7 protein-coding genes are annotated in these 18822 nt (G+C 46.6%); 5 read left to right on the forward strand and 2 right to left on the reverse strand.

What is annotated here, in order from left to right; translation table 11 throughout:
- Window positions 1-30: 30 nt before the first annotated feature.
- Window positions 31-927 (forward strand): phosphate ABC transporter ATP-binding protein PstB, encoded by an 897-nt coding sequence (gene pstB / locus GZ78_RS11865; protein ID WP_407919776.1) that lies wholly within the window; start codon window positions 31-33, stop codon window positions 925-927.
- A gap of 34 nt (window positions 928-961) precedes the next feature.
- A complete protein-coding gene (gene phoU / locus GZ78_RS11870) occupies window positions 962-1687 on the forward strand; it encodes a phosphate signaling complex protein PhoU (RefSeq protein WP_034835690.1) in 726 nt (241 codons plus the stop codon).
- Here the strand turns inward: phoU and GZ78_RS11875 are convergent, their stop codons facing one another.
- On the reverse strand, window positions 1688-2509 hold the full coding sequence (locus GZ78_RS11875; protein WP_034835692.1) for a hypothetical protein: 822 nt from the start codon (window positions 2507-2509) through the stop codon (window positions 1688-1690).
- Window positions 2510-2518: 9 nt separating this feature from the next.
- Window positions 2519-3337, reverse strand: coding sequence for a hypothetical protein (locus GZ78_RS11880; RefSeq protein ID WP_034835695.1), 819 nt, complete (start codon window positions 3335-3337; stop codon window positions 2519-2521).
- A gap of 204 nt (window positions 3338-3541) precedes the next feature.
- Between GZ78_RS11880 and GZ78_RS11885 the strand changes: the two genes are divergently transcribed.
- The 3 genes from GZ78_RS11885 to GZ78_RS11895 form a co-directional block, all read left to right on the forward strand.
- Window positions 3542-5719, forward strand: a complete 2178-nt coding sequence (locus GZ78_RS11885; RefSeq protein ID WP_051786085.1) for a type I secretion system permease/ATPase — start codon at window positions 3542-3544, stop codon at window positions 5717-5719.
- Between the two features lie 87 nt (window positions 5720-5806).
- The gene (locus tag GZ78_RS11890) at window positions 5807-7357 is read left to right on the forward strand and encodes an HlyD family type I secretion periplasmic adaptor subunit (RefSeq protein ID WP_081869805.1); all 1551 of its coding nucleotides are present in this window, start codon (window positions 5807-5809) and stop codon (window positions 7355-7357) included.
- 293 nt (window positions 7358-7650) lie between these two features.
- Window positions 7651-18822 (forward strand): retention module-containing protein (locus GZ78_RS11895; RefSeq protein ID WP_034835697.1); only part of this gene is annotated, 11172 nt, incomplete at its 3' end.

Below are 18822 nucleotides of genomic sequence, written 5' to 3' on the forward strand. Positions count from 1 at the left end.
GTTTAATTACGTATTAAAGGTAACATCATGCTGGATGAGGCACTGGACTTGAATACTCCTACCCGGACAGAGAATGAACAGAGGAGAGCGGCTCCCGAAGAGACCAGCTCAACACCGGCGTTTAATCTCGATAGTCTGGGACGCAGTCGTCGCAAACTTAGTCTTGAGCAGGAAGAAAGCTGCCTCGACGTCAGAAATTTAAACCTGTTTTATAGTGAGAAGCAGGCGCTGCACGATATATCGCTGATGATTCCCAAACGCAGGGTAACGGCTTTCATTGGCCCATCAGGCTGTGGTAAATCAACGCTGTTACGCAGCATGAACAGAATGAACGACTTGGTTGAAGGCTGCCGTGTAGAAGGCGAAATTCAACTGGATGACCAGAATATTTATCAGAAAGGGGTCAACGTTGCTGACCTTCGTCGCCGGATTGGCATGGTATTCCAGAAGCCGAACCCTTTCCCAAAAAGTATTTATGAAAACGTTGCTTACGGGCTGCGTATTCAGGGAATAAACAAGAAACGTGTACTGGATGAAGTGGTAGAGTGGGCTCTACGCAGTGCAGCCCTCTGGGATGAAGTCAAAGACCGACTGCATGAAAGTGCTCTGGGCATGTCCGGCGGTCAGCAGCAACGTCTGGTCATTGCGAGGACCATTGCCGTTGAGCCTGAAGTTCTCCTGTTGGACGAACCGGCTTCCGCTCTGGACCCCATTTCGACTCTAAAAATTGAAGAACTTATTAACAAGCTCAAGTCCAAGTTCACCATTGTCATTGTTACCCACAACATGCAACAGGCTGCTCGTGTCTCAGACTACACAGCGTTTATGTATATGGGTAAGCTTATTGAATTCGGTGATACAGATACGCTGTTCACGAACCCACAACAAAAACAAACTGAAGATTATATAACCGGCCGTTACGGCTGAATGCCCATAGCCAATAAAAGCACCTGGAAAACCCATGGATACCAAAAGCGAACTTCTTAGCCATCATATTTCCCAGCAATTTAACCATGAGCTGGAGGAATTACGAAACAATCTCCTCTCCATGGGGGGGCAGGTTGAAAAGCAGGTATCCGATGCTATAAACGCGCTGATCAGTGCTGACAGTGAAGGGGCTGCTGTGGTCTGTGAAAAAGACACAGAGATCAACTTCATGGAACTGGCTATTGATGAGGAATGCTCTCGCATTCTGGCCAGACGTCAGCCTGCAGCCAGTGATCTCCGCCTGGTAATTTCCTGCTCCAAGGCTGCTACTGACCTGGAAAGGATTGGCGACGAGGCCGCTAAAATAGCCCGATTTGCTATCAGTCTCAGTGAGCAGGGAGAAGCTCCCAAAGGCTATATCGAAACCCGTCATATTGGTAATCATGTACGACAGATGGTTCAGGATGCACTGAATGCTTTTGCCCGTTTTGACGCCGATTTGGCTCTGGCTGTTGCCAAGGAAGATAAAACTGTAGACCGTGAGTACAAGAGTGCAACACGGGAATTGGTTACTTATATGATGGAAGATCCGAGATCCATTACCCGGGTTCTGAATATCATGTGGGTATTGAGATCCCTTGAGCGAATTGGCGATCATGCCCGTAATCTGGCGGAATATGTTATCTACCTGGTAAAAGGTACTGATGTACGACACATTGGTATTAAAAGAATTCAGGAAGAAGTTTTTGACAAGGTTTGATCAGGGAATTCTCAGCATTGCATTGAATACAGGCCCGAGCCGCTCCGGATTCGGGTCCTTCATGCAAGCAAATTGACGTGTAATTTCATCCGCCCGATCCGGTGCTACTTTTTCTGCAAGCAATCTCACCAGCACAGGTGTCATGACCATACATTCGTTGGCCGTATGACTCAAAGCATTAGAGAGACTTAAATCTGTCAATCTCATTTTCGGGCTGAAGTCTCTTTTATAATAAGCGACCAGCTGAACAGCAAATAAATCCTGCATTGCACCTTCGGTACTGGAAAGCTCTCTTGCCAGCACATTAGCTACACCTTGATTTAATGCAATTCTGTTCAGAAGATCCTCCAACGTATGTCCTATGTCTTCTGTACCATAGGCATTGCCTGTTTTTTCCAAACAAATCATATGAACATAACGCATCACTTCGGATAACTTGTGGATGCGATGCCCAGCATCCCCAACACACATAGCATGAATACACTCATTAAGCGCTTTTGTGGCTCTGAGCTCAACTTCTTCTATAGATAAGGGATTAACTGTAGTCTCTATGGATTTGGGTTTTAGCTGAATGTTTGGTTTTCTCTTTTCATCCAGACGAAAACTGACATATTGATTTGGTTCTCTTTCATGGGCTTGCCTATCTAAAATATTTTTTTCTTTTCTGGAACGAGTAAGCGCATGCTTATGTTCAAAGATTGGTGTTGTACCTTTTCTCTTTTTGACCAGCATACCTCTAAAACTTGCCCAGTCTTTTTTTAACCCATCTACAGTGAAATGAGTTCGAGCAAAAGTTTTAATGGCTCTGGTAACAGCACTCATAGGCTTGACTCAATCTTTCATATGAAGTCTATTGAAAACAGTCTGCCCTATAGGCAAGAGCTCTTTTTCACTAGCAGATACTCCATTAATCTGTTTTTGTAATGCCTGTTTTTCATCGGGAAGTAAACTGCCCGTCATTTCATAATAAAGCTCTAAAGTATTATGCAAGAAATTACAGCCTCTAACACCCAAACAATTTATAGCAAGAGGTTGAGCTTCAACCTCACTCCCTTTTTTAGCACGGACTTTAATCACATTCAGTTGAGCCGAAGCGCGAATAAATTTATAAAAAAATCCTTTTTCGCTTAATAGAGTTTTTATTTTCTCCTGATCATCCGCAGTCAGCTCAACCTCATCAAAAAGATCGCGCGTTGCCTGACCCATATCTTCTGGCCCAGGCTTGCACCCTTTTGCTATGTAAAGGGCTTTAAATACTGAGGAGTGCAACTCCAGAAGATTCTTCATTAATTCATTCGTTAATGTTTTGGCTTCTTCAGAGGAAAGATCCTGAATACCAGCTCCTCTTTCTACCAGTTTTTCCAGAAAGCTGGTCATTTGCGACCTCGCCTTCTCTTCATGTTTTTCAAGGTGCCAGTTATACAGTTTGACAGCCACACTCCAGGGTGATGCTTTTCTTTTATGAACAGACTTGTTAAATGACAACTCGGTATTGGGCGACCTAGCTACTTTGTCCAAAGCTGTAGTCAAAGCTTCAAGAACATAAACCAGCTTACCAAAAACAGCGCCATATAATTTTTCACAGCTTTTTTTAAAGCCAGCAAGACTTATATGATCCGAAACAAAAGATTTAACCCCTTCAAAACTCACTCAACACCTCCATGTCAAAAAAGCATCATATTGCCTACCCAATGTAATTTTATAAAATCAAGCGACAGATATCAGACACTCTTTAATTGCTTTCTTATTAATCATTTAAGACCAGTAAACTGCGCTAATCTTATTTTCATAAACCTTTCTACAGAATAAGCAGTAACTCTGTATTTTTATTTTTTTGTTTCAGTGGCAGGGACCATGAATTACAGTGCAGCTGCAGACGATGCGACAGAAGAGTGGGGGATACCCGAGAGTGACCAGCAGGAATTTGACCCATTGCTGGAATGTCTCAGTATTTTAACCAAACATTATGGCAAGCCTTTTTCCCACGACTCTCTTCGTGCTGGATTACCGCTTGAAAATGGCAAGCTTACCGCAGATCTATTCTCCCGGGCTGCCGAGAGAGCAGGCCTTGCCTCTAAAACCCATAAAAGAGAATTGAAAGATATTTCTCCTTTGGTTACCCCCACGGTTATCTTTCTCAAACAACGTAAAGCCTGCATTCTGATTGATATTGATCATGAAGAAGGCAAAGCTCGTGTGATTCTTCCTGAAGCAGGAGATGGTGTTAAGCGAATCAACATCTCTGACCTGGAAGAACACTATACCGGATATACTATCTATGTCCGGGAAAAGCATCGTTATGACAAACGGACTCCAACAACCCTCAATATTCGCTCAAGACACTGGTTCTGGGGCACTATTCTGGGCTCCTGGAGAATCTACCGTGATGTTTTACTGGCTTCTTTGTTGATTAATATTTTTGTGGTTGCCAGTCCACTGTTTGTTATGAACGTTTATGACAGAGTGGTTCCCAATCAGGCTTTTGACACACTCTGGGTATTAGCTATCGGAGCCATTATTGTCTTCAGTTTTGACTTCATTCTGAAAATGATTCGAAGTTATTTTATTGATCTTGCTGGTAAAAAATCAGACATATTGCTCTCTTCCAGAATTATGGAGCGTGTGCTGGGGCTTAGTATGTCAGCCAAGCCGGTTTCGGTGGGTTCTTTTGCCAAGAGCCTTCAGGAGTTTGAGAGTATCAGGGAATTTATCACTTCATCGACGATTATTGCCCTGGTTGATCTGCCTTTCACCCTGATCATTTTGATGGTTATTTTTATTCTGGGTGGCCCACTGGCTTACATTCCTCTTTTCTGTATGGCACTGATCGCTGCCTACAGTTTTGCTATTCAGGGGCCTCTTAAACGCTCGGTTGAAAAGACCCTTCGCTCCAATTCACAGAAAAATGCCACCCTGATTGAAAGCCTTTCAGGCATGGAAGCGCTGAAGATTGCCCAGGCAGAGAGTGAAATTCAGTACAAATGGGAAAAAGCGGTTGGCCACATAGCCACCTGGAGTATCAAAACCAAGTTACTGAGTTCATCTGCCTCTACCATCAGCGCCTATGTTCAGCAGATGTGTAACATCGCTCTGGTGGCCTATGGTGTCTTCCTGATTTCTGAAGGCGACCTCAGCATGGGCGGCCTGATTGCCACGGTTATGCTGTCAGGTCGTTGCCTGGCCCCCATGGCTCAGGTAGCTGGCCTTGCTACTCGCTACAATCAAGCAAAATCAGCACTCGATGGGCTTAACCAGATCATGGACATGCCCGTTGAGCGTCCAGCAGACCGTGATTATGTCCACCGCCCTGAGTTGACTGGCAGCATTGAGTTTGACGGGGTTAATTTCACCTACCCTGGCCAGGAAATTCAGGCTCTCAGAAACATCAATCTGAGAATCAATTCAGGTGAGAAAGTTGCCATCATCGGCCGCATTGGTTCTGGAAAAACGACCATTGAGAAACTGATTCTTGGTCTCTATGAACCTGATGAAGGAGCCATCAGAGTCGATGGCATTGACCTTCGACAAATTAATCCTTCGGATTTACGCAGCAGTATTGGCTGTGTTTCTCAGGATATCACCCTGTTCTATGGCAGCATCAAGGAGAACATCACTCTGGGTGCCAGCTTTGTCGAAGATACTGCACTGCTGAAAGCTGCTGAACTTTCAGGCGTTACCGAGTTCGCTAACAAACACCCTAACGGTTTGGACATGATCGTGGGCGAAAGAGGCCAGAACCTTTCAGGAGGCCAACGTCAAAGTATCGCTTTGGCCAGAGCTTTACTGATGGATCCACCCATATTGATTCTGGATGAGCCTTCCAGCTCAATGGATAACACCACAGAATTGAGAGTAAAAGAGCAACTTAAAAAGCAGTGCAAGGATAAAACCATTGTTCTGGTCACTCATAAAGCCTCCATGCTGGAGTTGGTTGATCGCTTGATCGTGGTTGATAACGGAAAAATTGTCGCGGACGGACCCAAGGATCAGGTCCACGCTGCTCTTAAACAGGGCAAATTAAAAATCGAATAACCTGGCTGAGATTGATAGAACCTATTCATAGAATAAAGCTGTCATCCAACTGCCAACGATACAGAATGAATTGAACAGGATCGTGCAATGAGTGAGTACAAGGACGATAAAACACCTTCTGAGACACCTGAAGAGCAGCCTCAAAACCCTTCGGATTATGACAGCCCGGTGCCCGACAATTCTGATGAACCAGCAGATGAATCAGCAAATGAAAAAGCCCTGACAGGTGAACAGGTGCTAGATGATCCGGAAGAGCTCGACAGACAGCTCCAGGACGCCGAAAACGAAAAAGACCTTAAGAGTAACACCTCTCCTCTGGAAGAAAATATCAGCCCGGAAGACCTTGAGTATATGTCTGACACCAGCGCTGCTGTGCTGATGAAAACGCCCAGAGGCGGTAGGCTGCTGATTTACACCATGTTATTAGCCATAGGCTCTGCCATCATCTGGGCCAGTGTAGCTCCGCTGGATGAAATCACTCGAGGCATGGGAAAAGTCATTCCTTCTACTCATCTTCAGGTCATTCAAAATCTGGAAGGTGGTATTTTGGAAGAGCTTTTTGTCAGAGAAGGTGAGCTGGTCAAGGAAGGACAACCTCTTCTGCAACTGGATGACACCCGCTTCAAATCCACTTTCAGGGAAAGCGCTGTTGAGTATTACAGTGAACTGGCCAAAGCAGCCAGATTAAAAGCTGAACTTTCTGGCACTCCCTTAAAATTCCCTCCTGAATTAAGTGATCATCAATCCTATGTTGATCGAGAAGTCCAGATTTTTCAGAGACGGGAAGCAGGCCTTAAAGCTGAGCTTGATATATCGAACAAGCAAGCTTCTCAAGCCAAGCATGAACTGGCGGCTTCCGAAGCACAGCTGGAGTTCTTGGCCACCAGTCTGGAGCTGGGTGAAGAGGAATTGGAACTGACTACACCATTGGCCGAGCAGGGTGTCGTTTCTCATGTTGAAATGATTCAGCTCAAGCAGAGAGTCAATGACTTGGCCTCCGAGAAAAGAATGACAGAGCTCTCTATTCCGAAACTCAACGCTGCTTATCAGGAGGCCCTCGCACGTAAGCGAGAGCTCACTATCAAATTCCGTGAAGAAGTCGTTCAGGAATTGAAAGATGCTGAAGTCCGCCTTGATCAACTTTCTGAAACCCAGACCAATCTGGAAGATCAGGTTGTCAGAACATTACTTCGCTCCCCTGTGGAAGGCATTGTCAAAAAGATCAATGTGAAGACTGTAGGTGGGGTTGTTCAGCCAGGGATGGATGTCATGGAAATTGTCCCTGTAGAGGACACCTTATTGGTTGAAGCTCAGATTGCTCCCAAAGATATTGGATTCCTCAGAGAGGGCATGAAATCAGTAGTCAAGCTGACCGCTTATGACTTCGCCGTTTATGGTGGGCTTGAAGGCCTGGTAGAACATATCAGTGCAGATACTATCAAAGACGAAAAAGGTGAAAGTTTTTACATCGTTCGCATCAGAACCCATGAGAACCAACTGGGTAGCCCTGAACAGCCACTGGAAATTATCCCGGGAATGAAAGCCAACATAGATATCATCACCGGGGAAAAAACCCTGATGGAATATCTGATGAAGCCCATTCTAAGAGCCAGACAAAACGCCCTGACCGAACGATGAGAGCTTGTCAAAATCCATCTGGGTATTATTTTTTTAGAATATTTAAGAATTAAAATTAAATATTTAAATTACCTTATGAAATAAATCATCTAACCACATGATTTTATTTCATTTTCTTATATATCTTTCTCCTCCTCTCTGCATAGCTTATGACTAAGCTTTCTAATAGATGTGCTTTTTTATCAAGTAATGGTGTGAGAAGGAGTTCTCCCCTACCTGTAACCTGACGTCCCCCTGCTCAGGCTTTCACTACTGAACTCCTCTTTGCACAACAAGGAAGTGGGCAAGGGAATATGCATTCAGACTCTGATGGTTCCAGGCCAGTCATCGGCCATATTCAGGAAACCGATGGCTCCGTAGTCGTCATCACTCCCGATGGCAGCAAGCGCATTCTTCAGGAAGGAGATCCACTCTATCTCAATGACAGGGTGATTTCAGAGTCCAGTGGTTTAACCTCTATTCGCCTTCTTAATAATGAAGTCATTCAACTGGGTGGCCAGTCGCAGCTTGTAATGCAGCGGAGTATGCTCCAGGCAACCCCTACTGACATCCCTGAGCCATCCGAAGTCGAACAGATTCAGACTGCCATTGCTGATGGAGCAGACCCTGTTGAAGTATCTGAACCATCCTCAGCTGGGGATAGTGATAATCCCTCACGGGATCAATCTCCAGATGTGATCAGTAATTCTCTTGGAAAAGCCGCCATTCTGGAAAGAGACGCTCAGGAAAAGGAACAACAAGACCAATCAGTATCTGAGCAGTTATCAGAGTCTTCTGAAGAACTTAAATCACAGATTGCACAAGAAGAAGATGAAGAGATAAAAAGTGCTCTGGCTGTCAATTATGCGCCCACTGCTCATAACATGACCATGGGGAGCAGTGAGAACGGAACAGAACTGGAGGGTAAGCTCCATGTTTACGACGCCAATACTGGCGAAGTCTTAACCTACAGTCTGGTGACATCCCCCTCCTCCGGACAACTGTTTCTTAACAATGATGGCAGCTTCCGCTTCCTCACAGGCAGTGATTTCGAATACCTTGCTGCAGGTGAACAATCAGTCGTTACTTTTATCTTTGAAGTCACAGACAGTCGTGGTGCCCGCTCTCAAGCTTCCGTTGATATCACCATCAAAGGTGTGAATGATACACCGGAAGTGGCCGGACCGATCTCGGCCGATATTATTCAAAATGATGATGAGACCATCATTGACCTGCTCTCCCGCTCTTCTGATAAGGATCTTTCAGACACTCTCTCTGTCACTCAATTACGTCTCACCGAAGGTAATGAAGCGGGTGTCAGTATAGGTCTGGACAGCAACAGTCTGAGCATTGACCCTGAAACCTACAACTATCTGGCTGAAGGCGAATCAGAAACTCTGACCTACGAATACCAGGTAACGGGTTCCCAGGGAGAGTCCGTTCCTCAATCCGTGACCATCACCCTCTCCGGAACCAATGATCAGCCCCAGGTCAGGGAAGCGATAATCAAGACCTCTGACCAGAACAGCAATGACTTTAATGTTGATTTGTTAGCAGGTGTATTTGACATAGATGCCACAGATACCCTCAATGTTGTTTCTCTGAGGCTCACTGCTGGAGACCCTGCTGGTATCACTATTGCTGATGATGGCAACAGTCTTTCGGTAGATACTTCTGCCTACGAGCACTTGGCAGAAGGTGAATCTGACGAGATTGAATACAGCTATGAAATCGATGATGGTCACGGAGGGGTTGTCAGTCAGAGTGCATCTATTTCTATTGAGGGCGTGAATGATAATCCGGAAGACCTTGATCTCGACGGGACCCAAATTGATGAAAACCACGATGGTGCTGTCGTAGGCTCTTTATCCACCACAGACAAAAATCTTTCTGACACTCACAGTTACAGCGTCGATGACAATCGATTTGAAGTGGTTGATGGTGATCTCAAACTAAAAGATGACGTCGCTCTGAATTATGAAACAGAAGGGTCCATTGATGTCGAGGTAACAACAACCGACGTTCATGGCGCCGCCTATTCAGAGAGTTTTACCGTTAAAGTCAACGACATCAACGAAGCGCCGGTCTCCTCAGACAGTTCTGCCACTATTGATGAAGATTCTCTCTATCGTTTCTCTCTGAACGACTTTCCTTATAACGATGAAGATAACGGCGATCAACTTGAAACCGTTGTCATTGAATCACTACCAGCCAACGGATCGCTTGAGCTCAATGGTACTCCGATATCTGAAGGTGACGCCATTAGCCGGCCGGATATTTCTGCTGGCTTGCTGACCTTCCTTCCTGAATCTAATGAAAGCTCAGAAAACTACACCCACTTTAACTTTCGGGTAAATGATGGTGAGCTGTCTTCTGATATTCAAACGTTTACCTTCGATGTTACCCCTATTGCAGACACCCCCTCGTTCAGCCTTAATGCTTCTGAAGTCATTTCATCATCAAGCTTTGATTACGAAATCAGCATTCAGGAAGATACCCCCATACCTCTGAATCTCAGCAGTGCTCTTACTGATACTGATGGCTCGGAAACCTACCAGTTAATTCTTTCTGGGGCACCAGCCGGAAGCATTCTTACCGATGGTAACCAGAGTATCACTGCGAATGGCAGCGACATTGATATCAGTAGCTGGCAACAAGATACTCTGAGACTAACGCCTTCAGAAAACAGCCATTTAGACTTCACTCTGACTTTCACAGCCACTGCTTCTGAATCTGCCAACAATGATCAATCCATAATCAGCAAAACGCTCCATGTTGACCTGAGTGGGACTGTCACAGAAGACGACGCAGTTACATTAACTACCAGTGGCAATCTGACCGTTACCGATATTGATGACAACGAATCAGAATTCCAAGCGGATACGCTTTCAGGAAATCATGGACAGTTATCAATAGTTGCTGATGGTAGATGGACCTATAGCGCAGATAACAACCAAAGCGCCATTCAGGAACTGGGTCAGGGCGATTCACTGACTGACAGCTTTACCATTCTGACAGCTGATGGCACAGAACATACGGTATCAGCAACTATTCGAGGTACCAATGATGCCCCCGTTGTCACTGCGGGAGGTACCCTCACTTACACAGAAAATGATGGTGCACAGGCAGTAGACGCTCACATCACTCTGGCCGATATAGATTCAGTCACCATTGATAGCGCCACAATCAGCATTAGCAGTAACTTCAGTGCAGCTGAAGACAGCCTGGCCTTTACGGATCATAACGGTATTTCAGGACACTGGGATTCATTAACCGGCTCAATCACTCTTTCAGGTACTGCAACCGTTGCCCAATACCAGGAAGCACTGAGAACAGTCACCTACTCCAACAGTTCTGAGTCACCCAGCACCGCAGATCGTACCATCAGCTTCAGTGTTGATGACGGCCATGACAGCAGCAATATAGCCACTAGCACCATTACGGTTACTGCTGTAAATGATGCTCCGGATACAGAAGATATCCTGGTCACATCAGACGAAGATGCACCTTATATCTTTACTACTTCTGATTTCACATTCTCAGACCCGGATGCCAGACAAACACTGCAAAGCATAAAGATCACCCAGTTACCCTCAGCAGGTGAACTGCTCTACAACGGATCGGCCGTCACTGCAGATATGGAAGTGACAAAAAATGATCTGCTGGCCGGTCGCTTACGATTTGAACCAGCTGAAAACGAAAATGGCAACTTGTATGCTTCATTCGAATTTCAGGTCAGTGATGGCGAACTCTTCTCATCTTCAGCAACTTTCGATTTCAGCATTATACCGGTCAATGATGACCCAACGGTGAGCGCTGCCATTGCCGAAAGCTTTGTCGAAGACTCAGCTTCAGTCGACATCAACCTGCTTGATTATGCCGCAGATGTTGATACAGGCGATACTCTCTCTGTTACACAGGTCACTTTATCCTCTGGTAATGATTCTGGCATCACCATCAACGGCAACACACTGACCGTCGACCCTGATGCCTATGACTATCTTCCAGACGGGGTCACTGAAACTATTGTCTACAGCTATGACATTGAAGACGGCAATGGAGGTTCAGTTTCCCAGACAGCCACTCTGGTCATCACCGGCACAAACGACAGCGCACAAATAACAGGTCTTGATACTGCAACTGTTACTGAAGGCAGTCATGCCAACACTCTGACGACATCAGGCTCTCTCACTGCTTCTGATGCAGATCAGGGGGAATCACAGTTTGAACCTGAAACACTGACCGGGAATTATGGTGATCTGGTCATAGGTGCAAACGGTCAGTGGACTTACACAGCTGACAACACTCTTCTGGCTATTCAAGGTCTGGATGACGGCGATACGTTGAGTGAAACCTTCACGGTAACCACAGCAGGCGGTGATACTCACAACATTGATATGACTATCGCTGGCACCAACGATGCTCCGGTCATTGGTGCGGGAATGAGCGATCAGACTGCAACCGAAGAACAGGCCTTCAGTTATCAGCTTCCTTCAGAAGCTTTTTCCGATATAGACGGCGACAGCCTGACTTACTCCGCCACATTGAATGACGGCAGTCCTTTACCTTCATGGGTAACGTTTAATCCTTCAACGGGTACCTTCTCCGGAACACCAGATGATCCGGACCTTGGACAGATCATCGTTAAAGTCACCGCCAGCGATGGAGACCTCAGTACTTCAGGCCAATTCAAGATAAACGTTGCGGCTGTCAATGATCCACCCGAGCTTCAGTCATCGCCTCTGGTTGACGACATCATCACAGCCCTGGACTTTAATACCGGTGCGGGTCTGTTAGCCAATGATCTGTCTACTGAAGGCAATGATGCCAGCTTTTCCGGCAGCGTAAACTGGGTCTCAGGACATGACAACACCGGCAGTGCGTTCAATATGGATGGCTCAGAGGGTCATGCTGAACTGCAGGGCTTGAGTACAGGTGGTGCCATGACCATCTCTGCCTGGGTTCAATTCGACAGTTTTGATGAGTACTGGTCCAGAATTCTGGATTTTGGTAACGGACAAAGTGACAACAATATTGTACTGGGTCATACCGGCAGTAATAGTGGTATCGGATTTCATATTTATTCTGGTGGCGCTGATGATCCGAAAGGCACACTTGAGATCAATAACTTTTTCACCGCAGGTGAATGGGTTCACATCACTGCCACCGTTGAAGCCGATGGCACCATGTCCATCTACAGAAACGGTGAACTGGCTGGACAAGCTGATGGTGTGGTTCCAGAGGAAATGGTACGTACTGGAAACTTCCTGGGCAAGAGTCACTGGCCAGAAGACGGTTATCTGGACGGTAGCATTGATGAACTGGTTATTGCCAACGGAGCGGTTAGTGCAGATCAAGCCAAGGCCATTTATCAGGCTGACACAGTCAACAACTTACTGTCCGACAGCTTTCATGTAGAAGAACACAGCATCTCTGGTACTGAGATTGGTACTGTCAGTGCTACCGACGTAGATAATCCAAACCTGAGTTATTCACTGACTGACGACGCAAGTGGACGCTTTACTATTGATTCCGATACAGGAATGATCACCGTTGCCACTTCTGACAGCACCCTTCTAGATCATGAAACCGCTGGCAGTCATAACATATCGGTTCAGGTCAGCGATGGATCTCTTACAGATACTCGTACCTATACCATCTATCTGACTGACACCAATGACACCCCTGATGCTCAGGATGAAACCGTATCAACATTGGAAGACAGCAGTTACACCTTCACCAGCAGTGACTTCAACTTTAGTGATGCCGATCAAGATGACTCTCTCAGCCAGATCCGCATTGAAAACCTGCCAGAAAACGGTGAGCTATTGCTGAACGGCGTATCTGTTTCACAGGCTGACACTGTTTCAAAGGAAGATATAGAATCAGGTCTTCTCACTTTCAAGCCTGCTCTGAATGCCAACGGTGATGGCTATGACAGCTTTAGCTTTTCCGTTGCAGACCAGCAGAATGTCTTCTCTCTGTCCAAGAATGTAATGACGGTAGACGTCACTGCGGTCAATGATACTCCGGTTGTCAGCGCAGGCATTAGCCATACGGTTAACGAAGATCAAACCATCACTCTGACAGAAGCTCAACTTCTGGTTAACGCTTCAGACATAGATGGAGACACCCTATCTGTCAGTAATGTCAGAGTTGATAATGGCAGCGTTGGTGTCACAGATAATGGCAACGGAACCTGGACGATCACCCCTGTTGTTCATTGGTCAGGTACCAGTCAGTTGTCATTTGATATTTCTGATGGAAACGAATCCGTTACGAATACCTTATCACTTGCCATTACACCGGATGCAGATGCGCCCTCACTCCTTTTCAACAACAGTGCCCAAAATGCCACTGTTAGCGCTAATGAAGACACCAGTATTGCCCTGAATCTTGCGGCTGATCTGACAGATACAGACGGTTCTGAAACCCTGGATGTGCTCATTGAAGGTCTGCCCACCGGAGCAGAGATCACTGACGGTTCCGAGATAGTCACGTCCACCGGCGGTCCAATCAATATTTCCAGCTGGAACCTTGCCAACTTGTCGGTTACGCCCATTGATCATCATGAAACGGACTTCTCGATCAGTGTCACAGCTACAGCAACAGAGCTGTCAGGTGGGAGTACTTCTTCTACAACCCGCGAGATCCTGATTGATATCCAGCCTCAAAATGATTCAGCGATCATCACCGGTATCCACACGGGCTCAGTCACTGAAGATGACTTCAGTACTTATGGCCCATTGGGCCAGAGGGAATTGATCGCTGCAGGCGACCTGGATATACAGGAACATGACGCAGGCGAAGCTGCCTTTCAGGCAGAAACAGTATCAGGCTCTTATGGTGATTTAACCATCAACAGTAATGGTCAGTGGGAATACATCGCAGATTCACGACAATCTGAAATTCAAGCGTTAGGGGTCACAGAAACACTACAGGATACTCTCACCGTTCAATCCTTGGACGGCACCACTCATGACATCACCATTACGATTCAGGGTGCCAATGATCAGGGTGACGGAGCACCTTTATTTCTAGGCTCGCTGGCTGAAGATAACACTCTGGTCATTAACGAATCATCCATACTGAATGCCGTTTCTGATATTGATGGCGATACGCTCACGGTCACTGCTATTCAACTGCCCGTTGGAGGGCATTCCATCGTCAATAACAACGATGGCACATGGACTCTGACACCTGCACAAGACTTCAATGGCATGCTGGAAATGCTCTATGTGGTCAGTGATGGCACGTTGGGCTATGAAGTGAATAACCTTGTTCGGGTCAACATTACATCGGTTGCTGATACTGCTGTTATCTCAGGTGATGATACAGCGTCTCTGACAGAAGATACTGTAGCCACACTCACTGCCAGCGGCTCCCTGAGTGTTATCGATCCAGATGCAGGAGAAGCAGTATTTAGCAGTGAAACCATCAATGGCAATTATGGCGATCTCGCAATCGACAGTGATGGAAACTGGAGTTATTCAGCTGATAACTCTCAGGCGCCTATTCAGCAGTTGGGTGATGGAGACAGTCTCTCCGAAACATTCACAGTACAAACTGCCGATGGCACCACAAAAGATATCACCATCACTCTGAATGGCACCAATGATGCTCCAACCGTTTCCTCAGCCATTGATCTGGGCAACATTGATGAAGACACCAGCTTAACCATTACAGAAGCCCAACTGCTCGCGAATGCTTCAGATATAGACGGCGACAGCCTTTCAGTAAACAGTTTAGTCGTGGCTGACAGCAATCATGGATCAGTGACAGACAATGGTAATGGCACCTGGACCTTCACACCCGCAGCCAACTTCAACGGCGATAATATTTCTTTTAACTTTATCGTCAGTGACGGTCACTCTGGAGGAGATAGCAACGGAACTGCTGTCGTTGATATTAATGCTTTAGCAGATAACCCTGTCATTTCTCCTGATACTAGCGAGACAACCATTAGCAGTTGGGGTTTTGAAGACACCGTTATAGGCTCAGACTGGCAGGATGTTAACGCATCACCAGAAGGGTGGAGCAGCGCAGCAGGACTCTTCGAATTTCAGCGCAATGGTGCTGACAGTAATACTGCTTTTGAAGGCAATCAATGGCTTGAACTGGATACAGATCAGACTCTTGATACCATCAGCTATCAAGCAGATACCAGTGACGGGCAACCCTTCCTCTTTGAGTTTGCTACTAAAGAGCGCCGGGCTGATACAACCGATGACTTTGAAATTTACTGGAATGGGGAACAGATAGCCACAATAACTCCTACCGACCGCTGGACAGTACACCGCATTGAGCTTCCTCCAACAGGAGAAGACACAACCAGCCTTGAAATCAGGGAACTCTCCGGTGCAAATGACTTTGAAGGTTCATTGCTGGATGACTTAAAGGTTCTTAAAGTCGGTATTACTCCCAGTGACGACCCTGCTTATGATTTCAGTATCACCAGCCTCGAAGATACCGGTATTCCTCTGAACCTTGGCACAGTCACCAGTGGTGGAACAGAGTCAATCACCACCCATTTGGCTGGTATTCCTACAGGCAGTGTACTGACAGATGGAACCCATACGGTAAATGCTGATGGCAGCAATATTGATGTATCAACCTGGAACCTAAGCGCACTTTCCCTGACACCTCCTGCTCACAGCCATACTGACTTCACGATTACCATTGCCTCTACTGCGACTGAAGGGAATGGTGACTCTGCCAGCAGCAGTAGCAGTCTCAGAGTTGAACTCCTCGCTGAGAATGATTCACCTACAGCGATTAATCTTGATTCTCTCTCAGTGTCTGAGAACTCGGCAGGCGCTGTAGTTGGCAGTCTCAGCACATCGGATGCTGACTCGGATGACAGTCACAGTTATTCAGTCAACGATAATCGTTTTGAAATCGTCAATGGCCAGCTCAAGCTCAAAGACGGTGTCAGCCTTGATTATGAAACAGAAGACAGTATTACTCTGAATGTCACTACTGAAGACACTGAAGGGGTGGCTTACACAGAAAACTTCACTCTGTCAGTAGCTGATACAAATGACGCTCCGGTTACTGCAGGTTCCACCAGCCACTCTGTAGATGAAGACAACAGTCTGACAATCACTAAAGCGGAACTGCTGGCAAATACAACGGATGCAGATGGTGACAACTTATCAGTGAGCAATGTTCAGGTAACCAGTGGTCAGGTATCTGTAACTGACAATGGCAACAATACCTGGACTTTAACACCTTCAGCTGAATGGTCAGGTAACGGTCAGCTGTCTTTCGATATTTCAGATGGCACCGTCACAGTGTCGGGTCAGGCTGATATGACAGTCACTGCAGTCGCAGATACTCCAGATATCTCGATTACAGGCACAACGGTTATCAGCTCCATGGACTTTAACGGCGGATTGGCTTCGGGCTGGACCTCCGAACACAGTACTGAAATCCACAACGATGGCGGACCTGTTGGCAACTCCAACAGTGGTACGAATGTAGCTGAGCTGGATGGAGAAGGCTCAGGCACTCCCGATGCCTATTACTACTCGGTTGATACCAGTCAGGGTCACGATCATCAGATCTCACTCTGGGTGAAACAGCGCGAAAGCTATGATGGAACTGACGAAATAGAGATCGTCTGGAATGGACAGGTATTACAGACCATTGATCCAGGCACCAGCTGGCAAGAAGTCACTATTAATCTTCCCTATACTGATCAGGCATCAACTCAACTAGCTGTAAGGGAGGTGGCTGGACAGAATAATGGTGTAGGCCCACTTCTGGATCAGATCACCATCAGCCGATTGGGAGCCGATGACAGTACAGACCCTGCCTACGACAAAATGATCTCCAGCCAGGAAGATACTCGAATTGCTCTGGATCTAGGCTCATCTCTGAATGACTCTGACGGTTCTGAGAGCCTTTCAGTCAGTCTGAGCGGCATTCCTTCAGGATTTGCACTGACTGATGGAACCAACAGCCTGACAACCGATGGAAGTACTGTTGATGCCTCCAGCTGGAATCTTTCCAATCTCACTATTACCCCAGTTGCCAACTACGACTCTGATTTCACCATTACTGTGACGTCTACTGCAACTGAAACCAGCAATAACGATTCTGCCACTCACACCCAGACCATTCGTATTGATATGCAGCCTGTCAGTGACGCTGCAATCATTACTGGAGATGACAGTGGTTCTGTTACTGAAGACGCAGCCGCCACACTTTCGACATCAGGCAGCTTAAGCGTGTCTGATGTTGATGGCAGCGCATCCTTTGTTGCCGAAACGGTGAATGGAAGTTATGGCTCTCTAACCATCAGTACCGATGGTAACTGGACTTATTCTTCTGATAACGACCAAAGCAGTATTCAATCTCTGGATGACGGTGAGCAGCTGACTGATTCCATCACAATCAGCTCAAACGATGGGACAACCCACACCGTAGAGATCACAATTCAGGGCACCAATGATGCGCCATTACTCGCCAACGCCGTTACCGATCAATCAGTCAATGAAGACTCATCTTTCAGCTTTACAGTCCCTGAGAATACGTTCTCGCATGGTGATGGAGATACTTTAACTTTCACGGCAACCCAGACTGATGGATCAGCTTTACCTGAGTGGTTGAACTTTAATACTTCAACGAGAGTTTTCTCAGGTACACCTGATAATGACGACGTCGCTACCCTTAACCTGAAAGTCACGGCTACCGACGAAGACGGCGAAACAATTGATGCCAGTTTCAGCCTGATAGTCAACAACATAAACGATGCTCCGTCGCCTGTCTTTGCTGAAGACAATGGACTGGTGTCCATTGAAGCAGAGCATTTCAGCAGTCAGGTCAATCGGAGCGGCAACGCCTGGGCAGTAGAAAATGATGCTTCAGCATCCGGTGGCCAGCAAGTCAGTACTGCCAACAATGGTGCCGACGGCTTCGATACGGATTACACCGGCATAAGCTCTGAGCTGACCTACGATATTCAGTTTGAGAGTGCAGGCACCTATTACGTCTGGGTGAGAGGTGATGCACCTGATGGGAACAGTGACAGTGTTCATATTGGTTTGAATGGTGAAGCGGTGAGTACCGGCTCTCAAATTGGTTTCAATGACGGCAGCCATGACTGGGCTGGCGACAGAATAAACAGCGCTGGTCGCATTACTATTGAAGTCGATGCTCCCGGAACTCATCAGCTGAATCTATGGATGCGCGAAGATGGCACTGCAGTCGACAAAATTGTCATCAGTGATGATGTCGATTACGTACCTTCTGGTTCAGGCCCTGCCGAATCAGATTATGTCGGACTTTCAGATCAAACCGCTACAGAAGAAGCAGCTTTCAGTTACACACTGCCTGCTAATGCCTTCTCTGATGATGACGGCGACTCATTAACGTTCAGCACCAGCCTTGCCAATGGTGACCCTCTGCCAGCCTGGTTGACATTTGATACTGGAACCCGAACCTTCAGTGGTATTCCTGACGACCCTGATGTGGGCAGTCTG

Source organism: Endozoicomonas numazuensis (assembly GCF_000722635.1).
Lineage (GTDB): Bacteria > Pseudomonadota > Gammaproteobacteria > Pseudomonadales > Endozoicomonadaceae > Endozoicomonas_A > Endozoicomonas_A numazuensis.

Excerpts from the sequence above, each read along its gene's own strand:
- phoU (WP_034835690.1), top strand. The coding sequence starts at position 962 with ATGGATACCAAAAGCGAACTTCTTAGCCATCATATTTCCCAGCAATTT.
- GZ78_RS11875 (WP_034835692.1), bottom strand. The coding sequence starts at position 2,509 with ATGAGTGCTGTTACCAGAGCCATTAAAACTTTTGCTCGAACTCATTTC.
- GZ78_RS11885 (WP_051786085.1), top strand. The coding sequence starts at position 3,542 with ATGAATTACAGTGCAGCTGCAGACGATGCGACAGAAGAGTGGGGGATA.
- GZ78_RS11890 (WP_081869805.1), top strand. The coding sequence starts at position 5,807 with ATGAGTGAGTACAAGGACGATAAAACACCTTCTGAGACACCTGAAGAG.